Source organism: Pricia antarctica, assembly GCF_900101815.1.
Lineage (GTDB): Bacteria > Bacteroidota > Bacteroidia > Flavobacteriales > Flavobacteriaceae > Pricia > Pricia antarctica.
Genome location: NZ_FNAO01000001.1, coordinates 604461 through 621844, shown reverse-complemented (window position 1 = coordinate 621844; position 17384 = coordinate 604461). Strand labels below are relative to the sequence as shown.

The window sequence follows — 17384 nt, the reverse complement described above, 5'->3', positions numbered from 1 at the left end:
TTGACATTAGGCCTTTTTGATTAGAAAAGCGCCTCTTAAGGGCTTTTTCTCCCTAAATCTTTGGTTGTGTCAATTTTTGCTGTGATAGGGGCAACCCGGCCTAATTATTTCAAGTATATTGCCATTTCTAACGCTTTATGTTTTATCTTACGTCTTAGTGATTAGGGTAGAACTTTTAGCAACTTTAATGAACCAAATAGTAACTTTTAATTTAAAAATTTAAAAATATGTCAAAAGATAGTGGAAGTATAATGTTAGCCTTATTGACCGGAGCCGCAATTGGCGCTGGCGTTGGAATTTTGTATGCACCAGATAAGGGAGATAACACCAGAAAGAAAATCAGCAAACAGGCCAAAAAGACCAGTGATGACATCGTGAGCCGCATATCACATGCCACGGAAGAATTGACCAAAACGGCGGAAGCTAAAAAGCTGGATTTTGAAGCCAAATTGGACAAGACTGTCTCGAACATGAGCTACAAGGCCGATGATATCATTCTGGGTCTAGAAAAGAAATTGGAAGATTTGAGAAAGAAAAATGCCCAACTCCAGAAATAATGTATGGCATTTGAAGAAGTAAAAGAAAACCTTTCCGAGGCGGAAGCTACAGCGCGTTCTTATATAGAATCTAGCAGGGAATTTTACAAGCTTAAGGGCTTTAAAGTTCTTATGAAAGGGCTGATGGTTTTTGTAAAAATCGCCTCGGTGGGCATAACATTGATGATGGCATTATTGTTCTTGTCAATCAGTGCCGCTTTTTATATAGGAACCGAGTTGGGAAAAACCTCATATGGTTTCTTGATAGTTGGCGGGTTCTATTTAGTGGTGTGTTTGCTCATATATATTTTCAGACACTCATTACGTAAACCGCTACTTAAAAAGTTTTCAGAATTCTATTTTGACGAGATATGATTCCTAAAAAATATACATCATTCAAGGAAATTGACAATGATCTTAAAATTCTAAAGCTTCAACGAGAAATCGATATGGAGAATTTGAAGATGAATTTTAGTCTCACAAAGCAGAGCTTACAACCTGCCCATCTTCTCGGAGGTTTTGGAGGATTGGTCAAAAGTTTTTTAATATCACTTTTCGCCAAAAAAGTTTTTAATAAATTCAGCAAATAAAATTGCCGAATAGTAATAATCCCGATAAACGTGAGTTTATCGGGATTATTGCATTTTCACGGACCATGGACCACCAAATTTGAACCTAGGACTTAGGGGCGTTATCTTCAGGTTAGGGGTATCTTCCTAAATACACTACTTTCCTTACTTTTTCTTACTTCCTATATTCGGGGGATTATTCTTTTTCATCTCTTCCCCAATCATATTACTGGCCGTAAAGGAAGCTACCATATTGTTGAGCATATCACTGCCTGCCTGCGGGGAATTGGGCAACAAAATGAGGTTGGTATTTGTCGCCTCGCCGATAGACTGCAAGGTGTCATAATGTTGGGTAACCACAATTAGCGCCGAAGCTTCCTGGGAATTGATACCGACTTTATTCAAAACTTCTACGGATTCCTCAAGACCACGTGCTATTTCTCGACGCTGATCGGCGATACCTTGCCCTTGAAGACGCTTGCTTTCCGCCTCGGCCTTTGCCTTTTCTACGATAAGAATACGTGCGGCATCCCCTTCGAACTGAGCGGCGATCTTTTCGCGCTCCGAAGCATTGATACGGTTCATGGCATTCTTGACCTGTTGATCGGGATCAATATCAGTTACCAAAGTCTTTATAATATCAAAACCATAGTCGAACATAGCCTCCTGTAATTCGGTCTTAACGGCTATAGCGATATCGTCTTTCTTTACGAACACATCATCAAGCTTCATTTTAGGGACTTCTGCGCGCACGACGTCGAATACATATGAGGTTATTTGTTCATGCGGATATTCCAGCTTGTAGAACGCCTCATACGCCTTATCTTTAAGTACGACGTACTGAACGGAGATTTTGAGCTTGACAAATACATCATCCAAGGTCTTGGTCTCAACGATAACATCAAGTTGTTGTATCTTAAGGCTCAAACGCCCCGCTATACGGTCTACGATGGGAATTTTCATGTGTAAACCAGAGCCGCGTATACTGTGGAATTTACCAAACCGCTCAACGGTCACCGCTGTCTGTTGCTTGACAATAAAGAAGGATGAAAAAAGGATAACTACCGCAATGAAGATTACGGGGATAAGAAGAAAATTGCCCATTATGTTTAGTTTTTAGTTGATTTAATGAAGATAGTGAGAGTTTAGCATATTTGTATGGTTTTTGGGAAGTTTGTTACAGGGGCACGCCTTGGGGTGTGCAAATTCCAAATCCCAAACACCAAATTCCAAAAACCTACTCAATCGATGCAATGGCACTTTGAATCCGCCCAATACTTTCCTCTTTCCCAATCAGTCCCATTATATCGAACAAATGCGGACCTTTCATATCACCTACAATCACTAGGCGCAACGGCGGCATCACTTTTCCGAAGGAAAGTTCCTGTTCCGTAATCCATTGTTTGGTTAGGTTTTCCAAATTTTCGGATGAAAAATCATCCAGCGTTTTCAAGAACAATGCCAATCGGTCAAGTACATCGGGAGTACCTACTTTCCATTGTTTTTTGACCGCTTTTTCGTTGTAAGAAGCTGGAGCGACAAAAAAGTATTCGGAAAGTTCCCAAAAATCGGAAACGAAGCTGGCACGCTCTTTAATTAGGGTGACTACCCGTTGAACATGGTCAGGTCGAGCGCAGTCAAGCCCCAAATTAATATGCTCCTTTAGGAAGGGCATAAATAAAAATGTTAACTCTTTATTGGTCTTGCGCTGTAAATACTGATGATTGTACCAAACGGTCTTGTCCGGATCGAAACGTGCCCCGGACTTATTGACGCGGTCTAAGCTAAAAGCTTTAACGAGTTCGTTCAGACTGAAGATTTCCTGCTCCGTACCGGGGTTCCAGCCTAAAAGCGCCAAGAAGTTCATGACGGCCTCCGAAAAATATCCTGCTTCACGATAGCCAACGGATGCATTCCACTGCAATGGAAATATAGGAAACCCGCCTTTTTCCCCATCCCTTTTGCTCAATTTTCCGTTGCCGGTGGGTTTTAGAATTAAGGGCAAGTGGGCAAATTCGGGTGCATCCCATCCAAAAGCATGGTACAACTGCTGGTGTAGGGCCAAAGAGGGCAGCCATTCCTCACCACGGATGACATGGCTAATTTCCATCAAATGGTCGTCCACGATATTGGCCAAATGATACGTGGGCATTCCGTCGCTTTTGAAGAGCACCTTATCGTCTAAGGTATTGGTGTCGATTTCGATAGCGCCGCGGATAGTATCCTTTAGGTACAGGGTTTCGTCAGGGGGCGTTAAAAAACGAATGACATAATCTTCTCCCGCATCCAAGCGCTTTTGGACTTCCTCGGGTAATAACGACAGGGAATTATCCAACTTTAATCGATTGTGCCAGTTGTATATAAAAGTCTTTCCCTTGGCTTCATGGTTCTTACGGTGCTGATCAAGCTTTTCGGCGGTATCGAAAGCGTAATAGGCCTTGCCCTTGTCGATAAGTTCTTGCGCGTATTTTTTGTAAAGGTGTTTCCGCTCGCTCTGGCGATAGGGGCCGTAGTCGCCATCGTTTCCCGGACCTTCGTCATAAGGAATACCACACCAATTCAATGCATCGATAATGTATTGTTCGGCACCTTCGACATATCGGTTTCGGTCGGTATCCTCGATACGTAGAATGAACACGCCCCCATGTTTTTTGGCGAATAGATAATTGAACAACGCAGTGCGAACACCGCCGATATGTAACGGCCCGGTTGGGCTGGGGGCAAAACGGACTCTAATTTTTTCATTCATAGTTCAAAGATAACAAATGCAGGTAACCCCTTAGACCACAAAGCGTGAATTTCTTGTGCCAAATCCTATGATAGTTGCCCTTGTGGTGCTGAGGGGCAATTTTACGTATCTTTGGGGCCTATGGCCAGTTACAACGACATCTTGGAAAAGCTCAACCGGTTTACCCGAAAGTATTATACGAAAATGCTTATTAAGGGCGCGCTGCTTTTTGTGGTGCTCGGGGTGATTTTTTTCTTCGCCGTTCTGGGGGTCGAATACTTCTTATGGCTCAATTCCACGGGGCGTTTGTTGCTTTTGATGCTTTTTATTGGGGTGGAGTGTTTTCTGCTGTTCCGATATATTCTGACGCCACTTTTCTATCTGTTCAAGCTCAAACAGGGTATCAGTAACAAGCAAGCATCGCTATTGATTGGCACCCATTTTTCGGATGTGGGGGACAAGCTCTATAACTTGTTAGATCTTGCGGAGGATAAAGAGCAGTCGGAATTGCTATTGGCCAGTATGGAACAGCGCAGCGAAAACATGGACCCCATCCCTTTTGCCAAAGCGGTAGATTTCCGTGACAATGTAAAATATACCAAATACCTTATTTTACCTGTCCTACTTTTTGGTCTGATTTGGCTTTCCGGAAATTGGGCTTCTTTTTTCGGTTCCGCTGACCGTGTGGTCAACTATGATCTGGCCTATGAGCCGCCCGCTCCATTTCAATTCCGTTTGTTGTCGGAGAATCTGAATGTTTTGGATACCAAGCCATATACGATAGAAGTCGTGACTGTGGGAGCGGTACAGCCTGAAGAAGTCTATATCGATATTGAAGGCGCCAATTCCTTGTTGCAAAAGCAAAACGGACGGTATCAGTATACCTTCACCCCTCCATTGAAGCGCACGGCCTTCTCTTTTAAGGCCAATGGGGTTTTTTCTAGATCCTACACCTTGAATGCACTCACCACGCCCTCCATTCAAGACTTCCGGATCATTTTGGATTATCCGAACTATACCAATCGTTCTTCCGAAGTGCTGCGTAGTACCGGTAATGCTATATTTCCAGAAGGCACCAGAATATCCTGGGAAATCGAGGGACACAATGCAGAAAATATCCGACTCATCGAAAAAGACACGGCTTTATCTTTTGCCAGGAAGGGGAACCTGTTCGAACTCTCTAAAAACATCTATGCTGATTATCCGTATGAATTATCCACATCTAACAAAAATGTTCAGGATTACGAAAAACTGGGATATCGCTTTACGGTCATTAAGGATGCCTATCCGATTATAAAGGTGAAACAAGTATTGGACTCCCTGAACCCGAACGTATCCTACTACGCAGGGGAGGCCTCCGATGATTATAAACTGAAGAGTATACAATTGGTTTGCTATCCCGATGATACTCCTGAAAGCCCTCAGGTAATACCCTTAAATGCGCCCAATGCCAATTTGGATCAGTTCTATTATACCTTTCCTTCGGGATTAGAATTGGTATCCGGAAAAAACTACAGCTTCTACTTTACGGCCACTGATAATGATGCCATCCATAAGGGAAAAACAGCCAAGAGCCAAGTGTTCTCAATGGCATTGCTCGATGATAATCAGTTGCGCAACCAAGAACTCGAGTCCCAGCAATCCCTCATAAATAACATGGATAAATCTTTGGACAGGTACAAGGAGCAAAAGGAAACGTTAAAGGATATCAGTCGCGAACAAAAAGAAAAAAAGCAATTAAATTTCAACGAGCAGACACAGGTTAAGGATTTTTTACAGAAGCAGCTCCAGCAAGAAAATCTGATGCAGAAGTTTAGCAAACAGCTCAAAGAAAATTTAGAAAAGGGGAAGAAAGACGATCAAATGAACCAGTTGTTGAAAGAGCGTTTGGAGCGTCAGGAACTGGAAGCCAAAAAGAACGAAAAGCTACTGGAAGAACTCAATAAGATAGCCGACAAAATCGACAAAGAAGAATTGACCAAGCGTTTGGAGGAGCTCGGCAAAAAACAACAGAACAGCGAACGGAACCTAGAACAATTATTGGAATTGACCAAACGATATTATGTGACCGAAAAAGCATCACAATTGGCTAAAGATTTGGCTGAGGAGGCGAAGCGCCAAGAGTTGCTCTCCAAAATGAAAGTCGGGCAGGATTTTTCCGAGACCGAGCAGCAGAAACTGAACGAAAGCTTCGACCAACTCGCCAAGGAACTTGAGGAGCTAAAAAAGGACAACGACAAGCTTAAAAAACCTGTCGCATTGATAATCGATGATAACAAAAAAGAAGCTGTGAAGCAAGACCAGCAAGATGCGTTGGAGCAGATCAATAAGTATCAAGGCGCAGAGCAATCTTCACAATCGGAACAAAAGGAAAAGGCGGCGGAAGGGGCAAGCAAAAAACAAAAATCCGCTGCGCAGAAGATGAAAGAGATGAGCGAGGATCTCGGGGAATCGGCTTCCGGCGATGGGGGCGGGTCGAGTATTACCGAAGATGCCGAAATGCTAAGGCAGATTCTCGATAATTTAGTAACGTTTTCTTTCAAGCAAGAAAAGCTATACGATAGCCTTGAGGAGGTGGATGTCGATAACGCCCAATTTTCAGGTTCTGTTCGCGAGCAACAGGAGTTACGTGACCTGTTCGGGCACGTTGACGATAGTCTCTTTGCATTGTCCCTTCGCCGAGCGGAACTCTCCGAATTTGTCAACGAGCAGATTACCGAAGTCTATTACAATATGGATAAGTCCCTCGAGAGCTTGGCCGAGAGCCAAATTTATCAAGGTATATCGTATCAAAAGTATGTCATGAACGCTTCTAACAGCTTGGCCGATTTCTTGGCCAATATGTTGGATAACATGCAGCAAAGTATGCAGGCCGGCAAAGGGCAGGGACAAGGCCAAGATTTTCAATTGCCGGATATCATCAAAGGCCAGGGGGAGCTCAAAGAGAAGATGGAAGGCATGGGCCAACAAGGGCAGGGCAAGCCGCAAAAAGGCCAGGGTGAGGGTCAGCAAGGTGAAGGCCAGAAAGGAGATGGCCAGAAGCAGGGTGAAGGCGAGGGGAAGTCCCAATCGGGTCAAGGCAACAAAGCGGGTGAAGGTCAAAAAGGCCAAGGAGGCGAGAAGGGCGAAGGAAAAGAGGGTAAGCGTTCCAAAGGTGAAAACGGCGGACATGGCGGACAAGGCCAAGGGCAACCCAGTGAAGCTGAACTACAAGAAATTTATGAAATCTACAAGGAACAACAAATTATCCGTCAACAACTGGAACAGCAGTTGCAGGATATGATCAACGCCGGCGATCAAAAGCTGGGGCAAAAGCTTCTCAAACAAATGGAAGATTTTGAGAATGATCTGCTCGAGAATGGGGTTACCCAACGGAGCATTTCCAAAATAAATACCATCCAATACGAACTATTGAAACTTGAAAATGCCGCTTTGAAACAAGGCCAGAAGTCCGAGCGTGAAAGCAACACGAATACCAAGGATTTTAAAAATCCCATAATCACCAAACCGCAGGTCCTAGAGAATTATCGCAACGAAATCGAAATTTTAAATCGGCAGGCCTTACCTTTACGTCCCAATTTTCAGAACAGGGTGAAAGACTATTTTAAGAGCGATGATTGAGTTCCATTACGAATCGGATTTTTTATTGGATGACGAAACCAAGTTTGCCGATTGGATAAGTAGGGTAGTGGGTTCGGAAGGCGGAACCATTAAACAGCTCGATTATATTTTTTGTTCGGACAACTACCTTTTAGACATGAATAAAAAATACCTGTTCCATGATACGTTTACGGATATCATCACGTTTGATTATTCGGTAGGAAAGCAAATCGGCGGCGACATTTTTATTTCTGTGGACAGGGTAAAGGAGAACGCCATACAATTTGAAATCCACTTTGAAGAAGAGCTGCTTCGAGTCATGGCGCATGGTCTGCTTCATTTGTTCGGGTACACGGATAAAACGGAAACTGGAAAAGCTGAAATGCGGGGCAAAGAAGATGAGAAAATAAAATTGTTCCACGTGGAACAATAAGGAGTGTGGCAATTCGTTGCAAGGCATCTCGACACGTTTCTCGTTCCTCGAAGCATTCGATGTGTTGCGTGGAATTCCGAGTAATAGCCAAGCCGTCGTTTCAAAATTAGGTTGCCGAACGATTATAAATGAAATCGGCTGAAGATGCGATTACCGAATTATTAGCCTACGAGTTCACATTGGTGGCCAGCCGACCAGCGGAATTTGTATTTCAAGGTTACTTAAAATAGCTTTCAAACAACATTAAATTTAATTTCAATGTTCCCAGAACAATACGATGTTATAGTAGTAGGAGGGGGTCATGCGGGAGCCGAAGCTGCCGCCGCTGCCGCTAACATGGGTTCCAAAACCTTGTTGGTTACCATGAATTTGCAAACCATCGGTCAAATGTCTTGCAATCCGGCTATGGGCGGTATCGCCAAGGGGCAGATTGTTCGAGAGATTGATGCCCTCGGCGGCTATAGCGGAATCGTTACCGATAAGTCCGCCATCCAATTCAAGATGTTGAACAAATCGAAAGGGCCGGCAATGTGGAGTCCACGTGCGCAGAGCGATCGAATGCGGTTTGCCGAAGAATGGCGGCTTGCTTTGGAGAATACTCCGAACTGCGATTTCTATCAAGAAATGGTCAGCGGACTTTTGGTCGAGAATAATCGAGTAATCGGCGTTCGGACTTCTTTAGGGCTTGAAATAAGAGGCAAAGCGGTTGTGCTAACAAACGGCACCTTCCTAAACGGCCTGATCCATATCGGCGAAAAGCAATTCGGCGGCGGAAGGGCAGGGGAAAGAGCAGCCACGGGAATTACCGAACAGCTCCGGGATTTCGGATTCGAAAGTGGCCGAATGAAAACCGGGACTCCACCGCGGGTTGATGGCCGCTCACTTGATTATTCCGCAATGATTCCACAACCCGGCGATGAGCGACCGGAGAAATTTTCTTATTTGGACACGCCTGTTCTGCAACGGCAACGAGATTGTCACATGAGTCACACCAGCGCTAAAGTGCACGATTTGCTTCGTGAGGGCTTTGACCGCTCGCCTATGTTCAACGGACGGATTAAAAGTATTGGTCCGCGCTATTGTCCATCTATCGAAGACAAGATCGACCGTTTTGCGGATAAAGATAGCCACCAGCTTTTTGTAGAGCCGGAGGGCTGGAATACCGTTGAGGTTTATGTCAATGGCTTTTCCACATCCTTGCCGGAAGATGTTCAATTCAAGGCCCTGAAATCCGTAAAGGGTTTTGAGAGCGTTAAGTTTTTTAGACCGGGGTATGCTATCGAATATGACTATTTTCCACCTACACAGCTCAAGCACACCCTTGAGACCAAACTAGTCGAAAACCTTTACTTCGCGGGACAGATCAATGGCACAACAGGTTACGAGGAGGCTGCTTCGCAAGGACTGATGGCCGGTATCAATGCCCACCTTAGGTTGAACGAAAAAGACGCTTTTATCTTGCAAAGGGATGAGGCCTACATCGGCGTTTTAATCGACGACCTGATTACCAAGGGTACAGAAGAACCGTATCGGATGTTTACTTCCAGGGCCGAATATCGCACGCTTTTGCGACAGGATAATGCGGATTTAAGGTTGACTCCCAAAAGTTTTGATATCGGGTTGGCCAGCAAAGAACGTTTAAAGCGAATGGAAGAAAAGGAGCGAAAATCCGACGCGTTCGTGAACTTTTTTAAAGATACCAGTGTTCTTCCAGAAGCCATTAATCCAATTTTAGAACGCTTGGATTCTGCCTTGGTAAAACAATCCGACAAGATGTTCAAGGTCTTTTCCCGTCCGAAGGTGAAGATGGAACACATGCTCGAACTAGAACCGGTTTCCGGGTTTGTAGAAGATAACGACCTCAATAGGGAGGTTTTGGAGCAAACGGAAATTCAAGTGAAGTATTCGGGATACATCCAAAAAGAAAAGAACAATGCCGATAAATTGCAGCGGCTAGAAAATGTAAAGATTCCAGAAAATTTTGATTACTTCAAACTGAAGTCCCTCTCATTTGAAGCTCGGGAAAAGCTCTCGGCAATTCAACCCGTTACTATTGCACAAGCGGCAAGGGTAAGCGGCGTTAACCCTTCGGACATTAGTGTTTTGTTAGTGTATTTAGGGCGATAATACATTCATGTTCCACGTGGAACCTGAATTTTTTGGGAATGTAGACAAGGAATCCTAGGGGGGAATCCTATTTAGAGTTCAATTTTCTTTTTCGAATTTAGCCCCCAATTAGCAATTTGTTAACCATCCCGTTTACTGGTGATTTTGAGATTATACAGTTCGGACCCCGCGAAGGGCAGAAGGGCTGCCTTGCCTTTGGTGCAATTTTTCATATTGTATTTTCAAGTACTATATTTTGGGCAAAAATGAAAAAAACCCTCATCCTATTTATCATCCTTATTACTGCGCAATCTTGCATTCCCATCCGCATCGCTCCTAACATCGACGATTATAAAGTAACCCGTGGAAAGAAGTTTAAAAAAAGCCTTCCCAAGAGAGAAATGTTCGTTTTTGAAGACCCTAAAGAGAGCGACCATTTTTATAACTATGTCGACACCAAGTTTCAGTTGAATGATGAAAATGTCTATGATGATGTTCCGTTTATACTTAACAACACTCAATACTTTTTCTCTTTTTATGAGGTTGAGATTCCAACCAAAGTAGTCAATCTAGGAGTTATGTTTGCCGACGCCATGCTTGATGATGCCGGCATAGGTCCGCTATTCGAAGATTCGTACGGCAATAGAAAGGGACATTGGTATATTGCCATAGAGGTATACAGCGATTTGGAAAAAGACTGTTTACAATTCAATGCGCTTTCAAGGGAAGCGGTTTTAAAGTATCTTCGAACTTTGAAGCAAGAATACCTGATTACCCATAACTATAATGAAACTGTTTTTAAGAACTAAGGATTTCTCGGTTACCGGTGAAGCCTTTGAATTGCTGCTCGACGAAGATTTACAAATGCTGGTAACCCGGCCTCAACCGGAAAATCTGGAAGCGTATTACCAGAGCGAAGCTTACATCTCACACACCGATGCCCATACTACATTTTCGGATAAAATCTATCAAGGGGTTAAAACTTTTAGTCTTTGGATGAAAACACGACTCATCAGCAGCTATGCGAACCATAATAAATCACTTTTGGATTTTGGTGCCGGTACTGGTGAATTTCTGTTGGCTGCCAAAAAAAAGGGTTGGTCCGTAGCAGGGGTGGAGCCCAATCGTGATGCCCGAATGCGGTCACGGGAAAAGCGAATGGAGCTGCTTCGCGATATGGACGCACTGCCCAAAAAGCAGTTCCAAATTATTACGTTGTGGCATGTACTTGAACATTTACCGGATTTAGAGAATCAGATTTTACAACTCGTGAGGCGATTGAAGGATGATGGCACGATGCTTATCGCCGTCCCGAACTTTAAATCGTATGATGCAAGACATTATCAGGAGTTTTGGGCCGCTTATGACGTACCTCGTCACCTGTGGCATTTTTCAAGAACTTCCATTGAAAAGGTATTCGCCAAACACGGAATGAAAGTTGTACAAACCAAACCTATGATTTTTGATGCCTTCTATGTTTCATTGCTTTCCGAAAAATATAAAACAGGCAAACAAAATTTTATAAAAGCTTTTTTCTTGGGGTTGCTTTCCAACATTAACGGCTGGTGGACCAAAGAGCATTCTTCAATTATTTATATTCTTCAAAAGGGTAACCTAGTAGAAGATGTTTAATTCGGGTTCAGTACTTATTCTTGATTTTCCTGGCCGAAGATGGTGTTTGATAACCCTTAAGGTATCCAAAAACCATGTTCGGCCATCAAAACCTAAAATTAGGACTTTTAAGAAAGCCTTTTGCGCCGGCAAACCGTGGGGTCATTTATTTGCCGAAACTTCAAATCAGGGCTTTTTAATAGGCCGGTTCCAATAGCTTTCATTGATTACTAAAGAATTTACGATAGAATGAACTTATCGGCCTTAAATGGATCTTAACTGCAGAAAAAAGCTAAATATGGAGTAAAGGGATTTCTCTTGACATTCCCCTATATCCTTTCAAAAAGCTTTTCTATTTTTGCGCAGCCAAAATTGGCATAAAAGAGTATTATTTTAAATAGAAGAAATCAAAATGGAAACAAAAGGAAGTAGTATAGGTAAAATATTTTTGGTTTTTGCGGTCTTCGGATTGGCTTCTTGCCAGCAAGCGAAGATCGGATATGTCGATAACGTAAAACTGATGAATGAATATCAGGAGAAAATCGATGTTGAGGCGGACTTCAAAGTTAAAGCGGATGCCCTGAACAAAAAGAGGGATAGTATCTCACAGGCCTTTCAAGTAGAAGCACAGGCCTTTCAAGCAGAGGCGGAAAAGATGTCGCAGAAAAAAGCCCAGGAGCAATATGGCCAAATGCAACAGCGGGGCCAAATGATCGGTCAACAGTTGCAACAAGAGGACCAGCAGCTGCAGGCCGCTGGCCAGACCGAAATGGACAGTATTGTGGGCAAGGTGAAAAAAGAGGTCCAAGCTTACGGCAAGGCGAACGGGTATACCTATATTCTTGGCGGGGGAGATGGTGGCAGCGTGCTCTACGGTGAGGAAACCAACGATCTTACCGATGAGGTGGTGAAGCTTTTGAACGACAAGTATAAAAAGTAAAAGTCGCAGGCTTTGCGCCAAGCGCAGCAAGCATGATTCGAATAGGCCCCAAAGATTTCTAAAACCTTTGGGGCCTATTCGTTACTGCAACAAAAAGACAAGAAAGACGGCCGGTATAAAGTACACCGCAATGGTCTTGGCCCCTTCATAGTCCTTGGCCAGACGTTGCCCGAAAAGCAACATCAAAAGGGATATACAGGCCATAATTGCCCCATAAAATGCGATATCGGTTTCATTGAATACTGCGAGCTGAAACAATCCGGCAGAACATAATAGACCGGCCACCATTTCCGACAACAGTACCGTGCCCAATAAAAATGGTGTTAAATCAACCAATGGGGTGTCGGCAAAATGATCTTTCAGAAACGATAGGTTGCCTTTCCAATCGAAGACCTTATCTATACTGCTTTGGAGAAAGACGATAATCAAAAAAATCAGGATTAAGTTTTCGGTGGCGTGGCTTGCTAGGTTTTCCATAAATTGGGTTTGAGTAAGACAGATTTCTTGCTGATTTTTAATAGCTAAGCTAGTATGGGTTGTGCGGGCCGGTGTAAAAGCCGGGTAAGTTTGATTGACAGATCCGTCAAGATGATTTTAGAATTGCCGTTTCGCTCGATGTGATAGATGGCTTTTTCTAGCTCATCGACGATTTCCGTAATGTTGTTCTCGTGAACGAAGGGCGCGAATTTATCCAGTTGAAAGCCGTCTACGTGAATACGCATAAAGGCCAGTTCGTTGGTGTTGAAGTTTATTAGTAGGGCTTGACGCATCACCGTAAGGCAATACTGTAAAAAATTCTTTTGGGTCTCCCTACCGGTCTTGGCGACCTCTTCGCCCCAAAGTATGAGTTCATGAATAGCCGCTTTGTTTCCCTTGGCCTTAAAAGCGCTGCGCACCCATTGCACGAACCACTTTTCGAAAACGAGGTCTTCGGAATCTTTGTTCATGAGGTCCAAGGCCTTATTGAAGTTGCCATCGGCCTCATGGGCGATTCGGAGGGCTTCTTCCCGTACCAATCCTTTTTCAACAAGGGCGTTCGCCATGGCCGCTTCCGCCAAAGGGGGAAAATGTAAGACCTGGCAGCGAGAGCGGATGGTCTGGATTACCTGTTCCTCGTCTTCCACAATCAAGATAAAAACGGTATTGTTAGGGGGCTCTTCGATAAGTTTCAGAAGCTTGTTCGAAGCAGACAGGTTCATTTTTTCGGCCATCCAGATCAGCATCACCTTATAACCGCCTTCGTAGGATTTGAGTGCCAGTTTTTTGACCACTTCCTGGGCTTCGTCCACACCAATTTGACCCTGTTTTTTTTCGATACCAATAAGGCGGTACCAATCGAACAGGTTTCCGTAAGGCTGTTCTTTCACAAAAGCGCGCCATTGTGCGATATAGTGGTCGCTTACCGCATGACTTTTTATTTTATCGGAATTCGACACCGGATAGGCAAAATGCATATCAGGGTGGGAGAGGGTATTGAATTTGAGGTTGCACGCCTGATTTTTGCCCGTATTTTCTTCATCCAAATTGGCACAGATAATATATTGCGCGTAGGCCAGGGCCATCGGTAAGGTGCCCGAACCTTCTGGCCCGACGAACAATTGCGCATGCGGAATACGCCCAGCATCGGCGCTGGTGGCCAAATGTTTCTTGATATGGGATAAGCCTAGAATGTCTTTGAACAACATACCGTAAAGATAAGGTTTTTGCGCGGTTCGCCTATCGCTATACGCTATACGCTTCTTTTTTTTGCGATTGGCGTATCGCGTAAGACGAAAGGCGATTTTTCCTTACATTTGCTAATCCCATAAAACCAAGAAAAGCATGAAAACGATAGACGATTTTAATTTTAAGGATAAAAAAGCACTGGTCCGAGTAGATTTCAATGTGCCCTTAAACGGCAGTTTTACAGTTACGGATACCAACCGTATCGAGGCCGCTAAACCTACCCTAATCAAAATTCTGGAAGACGGTGGCAGTGCCGTTTTAATGAGTCATTTGGGCAGACCTAAAGGCCAATCGAATCCTGACCTCTCGTTAGAACATATTGTAGATACGGTTTCCCAGATCATCGGTGTAAAAATTAAATTCGTCGATGACTGTGTTGGTAAAAGTGTCGAAAATGCGGTCGCCGCTTTGCAGCCGGGAGAGGTGCTATTGTTAGAGAACCTTCGTTTTCACGCCGAGGAGGAAGCGGGCGATGCAACTTTTGCCGAGCAGCTTTCAAAATTGGGCGATATCTACGTAAACGACGCCTTTGGAACTGCCCATCGTGCACATGCCTCCACGACGGCCGTGGCCCAGTTTTTTCCGGATAATAAATGTTTCGGCTATTTAATGGCCAAGGAAATCGAGGCCATCGACAAAGTGATGGAAACGGGAGAGAAACCTATTTTGGCAATTTTAGGCGGAGCTAAGGTTTCCTCGAAGATTACCATCATCGAGAATATATTGGACAAGGTCGACCATCTTATTATTGGTGGAGGAATGACCTATACTTTTGTCAAGGCGAAAGGCGGTCAGATAGGTGACTCTATCTGTGAAGACGACAAGATGGATCTGGCCATGGATATTTTAAAGCAGGCCAAGGAAAAGGGAGTGGAAGTACATCTTCCGGTAGATGTGTTGGCCGCCGATGACTTTGCCAATGACGCAAACACCAAGGTGGTCGATGTAGATAAAATTCCGGACGGATGGCAAGGCCTAGATGCCGGTCCCAAAACTTTGGATAATTTCAAGGAGGTTATCCTAAAAGCCAAGACCATTTTGTGGAATGGTCCTGTTGGAGTCTTCGAAATGGAAAGCTTTGCCAAAGGCACCATTGCGGTCGGAAAAGCTATCGACGAAGCTACTCAAAATGGTGCGTTTTCCTTGGTCGGCGGCGGAGATTCTGTTGCAGCGGTCAAGCAATTCGGATTCGAGAATAAGGTAAGTTACGTTTCTACGGGAGGCGGCGCCATGCTAGAAAGCCTAGAGGGAAAAACGCTGCCGGGAATCGCTGCAATAATCGGCGAATAAGTGCGTTATCGGTAAACGGACTTTAGGATTCAAGCCCGTAGTTCTAGGCAGACCCTTAACCTAACACTAGATTGTCATGGTGTGGTTTAGCCTTAAGTTCCCTCAATTCGCAAATAGATATGATACTAAATAGCAGTAGGTATTTTTCGTTGGTTTGGTGTTTGGTTTTTGCCGTCCCCTTGATGGCGCAACAAAAAGACGCCCAAGGCGTATTTGAAAAAGATTCCCTGATAATATCCCATAAGGATACAACCTTGTCGGAGGATAAGGAGTCTCCGGTCGATACGTTGTCCATGGATATGAACGGCGTCGAGCAGATGGAACAAATGGCATCGGATACGACGCTTAACGACAATGTTCTGAAATTGATTCAGGACGGGGCCGGTCGTAAATATGCCTTGTATGATCTTCCGGAAGCAGCAAAGTACGACAGTCTTTGGATGGAGGTGCTTTACGAAAGCGCATCCCTTTCCGATGAAATGTTTAGTGAGATTTCCCATCTTGATTATGATAAGACCTATCCAACGTCATTGCCTACCGATACTTTAAAAGCCCGATTGGAACGCTTGAACCAAAAGACGCCTTTCAACATTTCCTATAATCCATCCTTGGAAAACGTAATCAAATCCTTCCTCTTTAGAAAGAGGGAACTGATGGAAAAAATGTTGACGGTCAGCCAATTCTACTTTCCGCTTTTTGAACAGCAACTTGACAATTACGACATTCCTTTGGAAATGAAATACTTGGCCATTGTAGAGTCCGCCTTGAATCCAAGGGCACGTTCGCGGGTCGGTGCGACTGGTTTATGGCAGTTTATGTACGGTACGGGAAAACAGTTCGATCTCGACGTATCGAGTTACGTTGATAATCGTAGCGATCCGATTAGGTCTACGGAAGCCGCCTGTAAGTTTCTATCCCAACTCTACGATATTTATGAGGATTGGGATTTGGTCTTGGCCGCGTATAATTCCGGCCCAGGTAATGTCAACAAGGCCATACGAAGGTCGGGGGGCTATAAAAATTATTGGAACATTCGCCGTTACCTTCCCCGTGAAACGGCCGGTTACGTGCCTGCATTTTTGGCGACGATGTACCTTTTTGAGTACGCCGACGAACACGGTCTGAAAGGGGATAAAGTAGAACGCGCCTATTTCGAGACCGACACCGTACATGTAAAAAGCCTGATTACCTTCGATCAGGTCTCCGAACTTTTAGGGGTGGGCAAGGAAGAATTGAGGGTGCTCAACCCATCCTACAAACTGGATGTGATCCCGTTCGTCGATGGCAAAATGCATACACTTCGATTGCCGAAATATGCCATGGGTATTTTCGTTACCAACGAAGAAGCGATTTATGCGCATGTAAAAAAGGAACTGGAGAGCAATGAGAGTCCGCTGCCTCAACTTGTTAAAGAAGCGGAGCAGAACAGAATACGCTACAAGGTGCGCAGTGGCGACTATCTCGGTCGAATTGCGGAACGCTACGGAGTCGGTGTGAGCCAACTCAAACAGTGGAACGATCTTCGTGGCAACAATCTCAGAATAGGACAACGGCTTACCATTTATCCAAGGCGGATACCCGGGGAAACGGCGGTAACGAACGGGGCAACAGCCGCTGCAAACACTTCGATTCCAGCAGGGGCGAAAGTACATACGGTCAAGAGCGGTGATTCACTATGGACCATATCAAAAAAATATCCGGGAATTTCCGTCGAGAATTTACGACAATGGAACGGTATTAGCGGTAGTAACCTAAAACCGGGCACAAAATTGAAATTGTGCGCCTGTCCATCCTAAATTAAGGCTATTTCGTTACAAGTTTGTCGGATTATCGTATTTTGGGTATT

The 17384-nt window shown here is 44.3% G+C and carries 15 protein-coding genes; 11 read left to right on the top strand and 4 right to left on the bottom strand.

Translation table 11 applies throughout. The features are described from left to right. The first annotated feature begins 227 nt into the window (after positions 1-227). From BLT07_RS02605 to BLT07_RS21275, 3 genes are read left to right on the top strand one after another with little or no spacing between them, the layout of a single operon-like run. Complete coding sequence (locus BLT07_RS02605; RefSeq protein WP_091865390.1) at positions 228-557, top strand: YtxH domain-containing protein; 330 nt, start codon at positions 228-230, stop codon at positions 555-557. A gap of 3 nt (positions 558-560) precedes the next feature. Then, entirely contained in the window at positions 561-911 is a 351-nt protein-coding gene (locus tag BLT07_RS02600) for a hypothetical protein (protein ID WP_091865388.1), read from the top strand. Further along, entirely contained in the window at positions 908-1126 is a 219-nt protein-coding gene (locus BLT07_RS21275) for a DUF6327 family protein (RefSeq protein ID WP_245726428.1), read from the top strand. Before BLT07_RS02600 ends, BLT07_RS21275 begins: the two co-directional genes overlap by 4 nt. A gap of 144 nt (positions 1127-1270) precedes the next feature. Here the strand turns inward: BLT07_RS21275 and BLT07_RS02590 are convergent, their stop codons facing one another. Both BLT07_RS02590 and gltX read right to left on the bottom strand, forming a co-directional pair. Then, on the bottom strand, positions 1271-2209 hold the full coding sequence (locus BLT07_RS02590; protein ID WP_091865386.1) for an SPFH domain-containing protein: 939 nt from the start codon (positions 2207-2209) through the stop codon (positions 1271-1273). Between the two features lie 133 nt (positions 2210-2342). Next, positions 2343-3854, bottom strand: coding sequence for a glutamate--tRNA ligase (gene gltX, locus BLT07_RS02585; protein ID WP_091865384.1), 1512 nt, complete (start codon positions 3852-3854; stop codon positions 2343-2345). A 120-nt stretch (positions 3855-3974) separates the two neighbouring features. Here gltX and BLT07_RS02580 point away from each other — a divergent pair, with 120 nt between their 5' ends. The 6 genes from BLT07_RS02580 to BLT07_RS02550 all read left to right on the top strand — a co-directional run bounded on the left by BLT07_RS02580 (position 3975) and on the right by BLT07_RS02550 (position 12523). Beyond that, positions 3975-7454, top strand: coding sequence for a hypothetical protein (locus BLT07_RS02580; RefSeq protein WP_091865382.1), 3480 nt, complete (start codon positions 3975-3977; stop codon positions 7452-7454). Continuing rightward, positions 7447-7866, top strand: coding sequence for an rRNA maturation RNase YbeY (ybeY, locus tag BLT07_RS02575; protein WP_091865380.1), 420 nt, complete (start codon positions 7447-7449; stop codon positions 7864-7866). Before BLT07_RS02580 ends, ybeY begins: the two co-directional genes overlap by 8 nt. A 258-nt stretch (positions 7867-8124) precedes the next feature. Beyond that, positions 8125-9993: a tRNA uridine-5-carboxymethylaminomethyl(34) synthesis enzyme MnmG gene (gene mnmG, locus BLT07_RS02570; RefSeq protein WP_091865378.1), complete on the top strand. Its 1869-nt coding sequence runs from the start codon at positions 8125-8127 to the stop codon at positions 9991-9993. A 245-nt stretch (positions 9994-10238) separates the two neighbouring features. Beyond that, positions 10239-10781, top strand: coding sequence for a hypothetical protein (locus tag BLT07_RS02565; RefSeq protein WP_139205091.1), 543 nt, complete (start codon positions 10239-10241; stop codon positions 10779-10781). Beyond that, positions 10759-11604, top strand: a complete 846-nt coding sequence (locus tag BLT07_RS02560) for a class I SAM-dependent methyltransferase (RefSeq protein WP_091865374.1) — start codon at positions 10759-10761, stop codon at positions 11602-11604. Before BLT07_RS02565 ends, BLT07_RS02560 begins: the two co-directional genes overlap by 23 nt. A 391-nt stretch (positions 11605-11995) precedes the next feature. After that, on the top strand, positions 11996-12523 hold the full coding sequence (locus BLT07_RS02550; protein ID WP_091865370.1) for an OmpH/Skp family outer membrane protein: 528 nt from the start codon (positions 11996-11998) through the stop codon (positions 12521-12523). Between the two features lie 81 nt (positions 12524-12604). On the opposite strand, the gene BLT07_RS02545 is transcribed toward BLT07_RS02550, so the two are convergent. Further along, entirely contained in the window at positions 12605-13000 is a 396-nt protein-coding gene (locus BLT07_RS02545) for a DoxX family protein (protein WP_091865368.1), read from the bottom strand. 44 nt (positions 13001-13044) lie between these two features. Next, complete coding sequence (locus BLT07_RS02540; RefSeq protein ID WP_091865367.1) at positions 13045-14208, bottom strand: DNA polymerase III subunit; 1164 nt, start codon at positions 14206-14208, stop codon at positions 13045-13047. A 136-nt stretch (positions 14209-14344) separates the two neighbouring features. On the opposite strand from BLT07_RS02540, the gene BLT07_RS02535 reads away from it, so the two are divergent. Next, complete coding sequence (locus tag BLT07_RS02535; protein ID WP_091865365.1) at positions 14345-15538, top strand: phosphoglycerate kinase; 1194 nt, start codon at positions 14345-14347, stop codon at positions 15536-15538. Between the two features lie 119 nt (positions 15539-15657). Beyond that, positions 15658-17334 carry a lytic transglycosylase domain-containing protein gene (locus tag BLT07_RS02530; RefSeq protein ID WP_245726427.1) on the top strand — a complete coding sequence of 559 codons (1677 nt, stop codon included), beginning with the start codon at positions 15658-15660 and terminating at the stop codon, positions 17332-17334. The last annotated feature ends 50 nt before the right edge of the window (positions 17335-17384 follow it).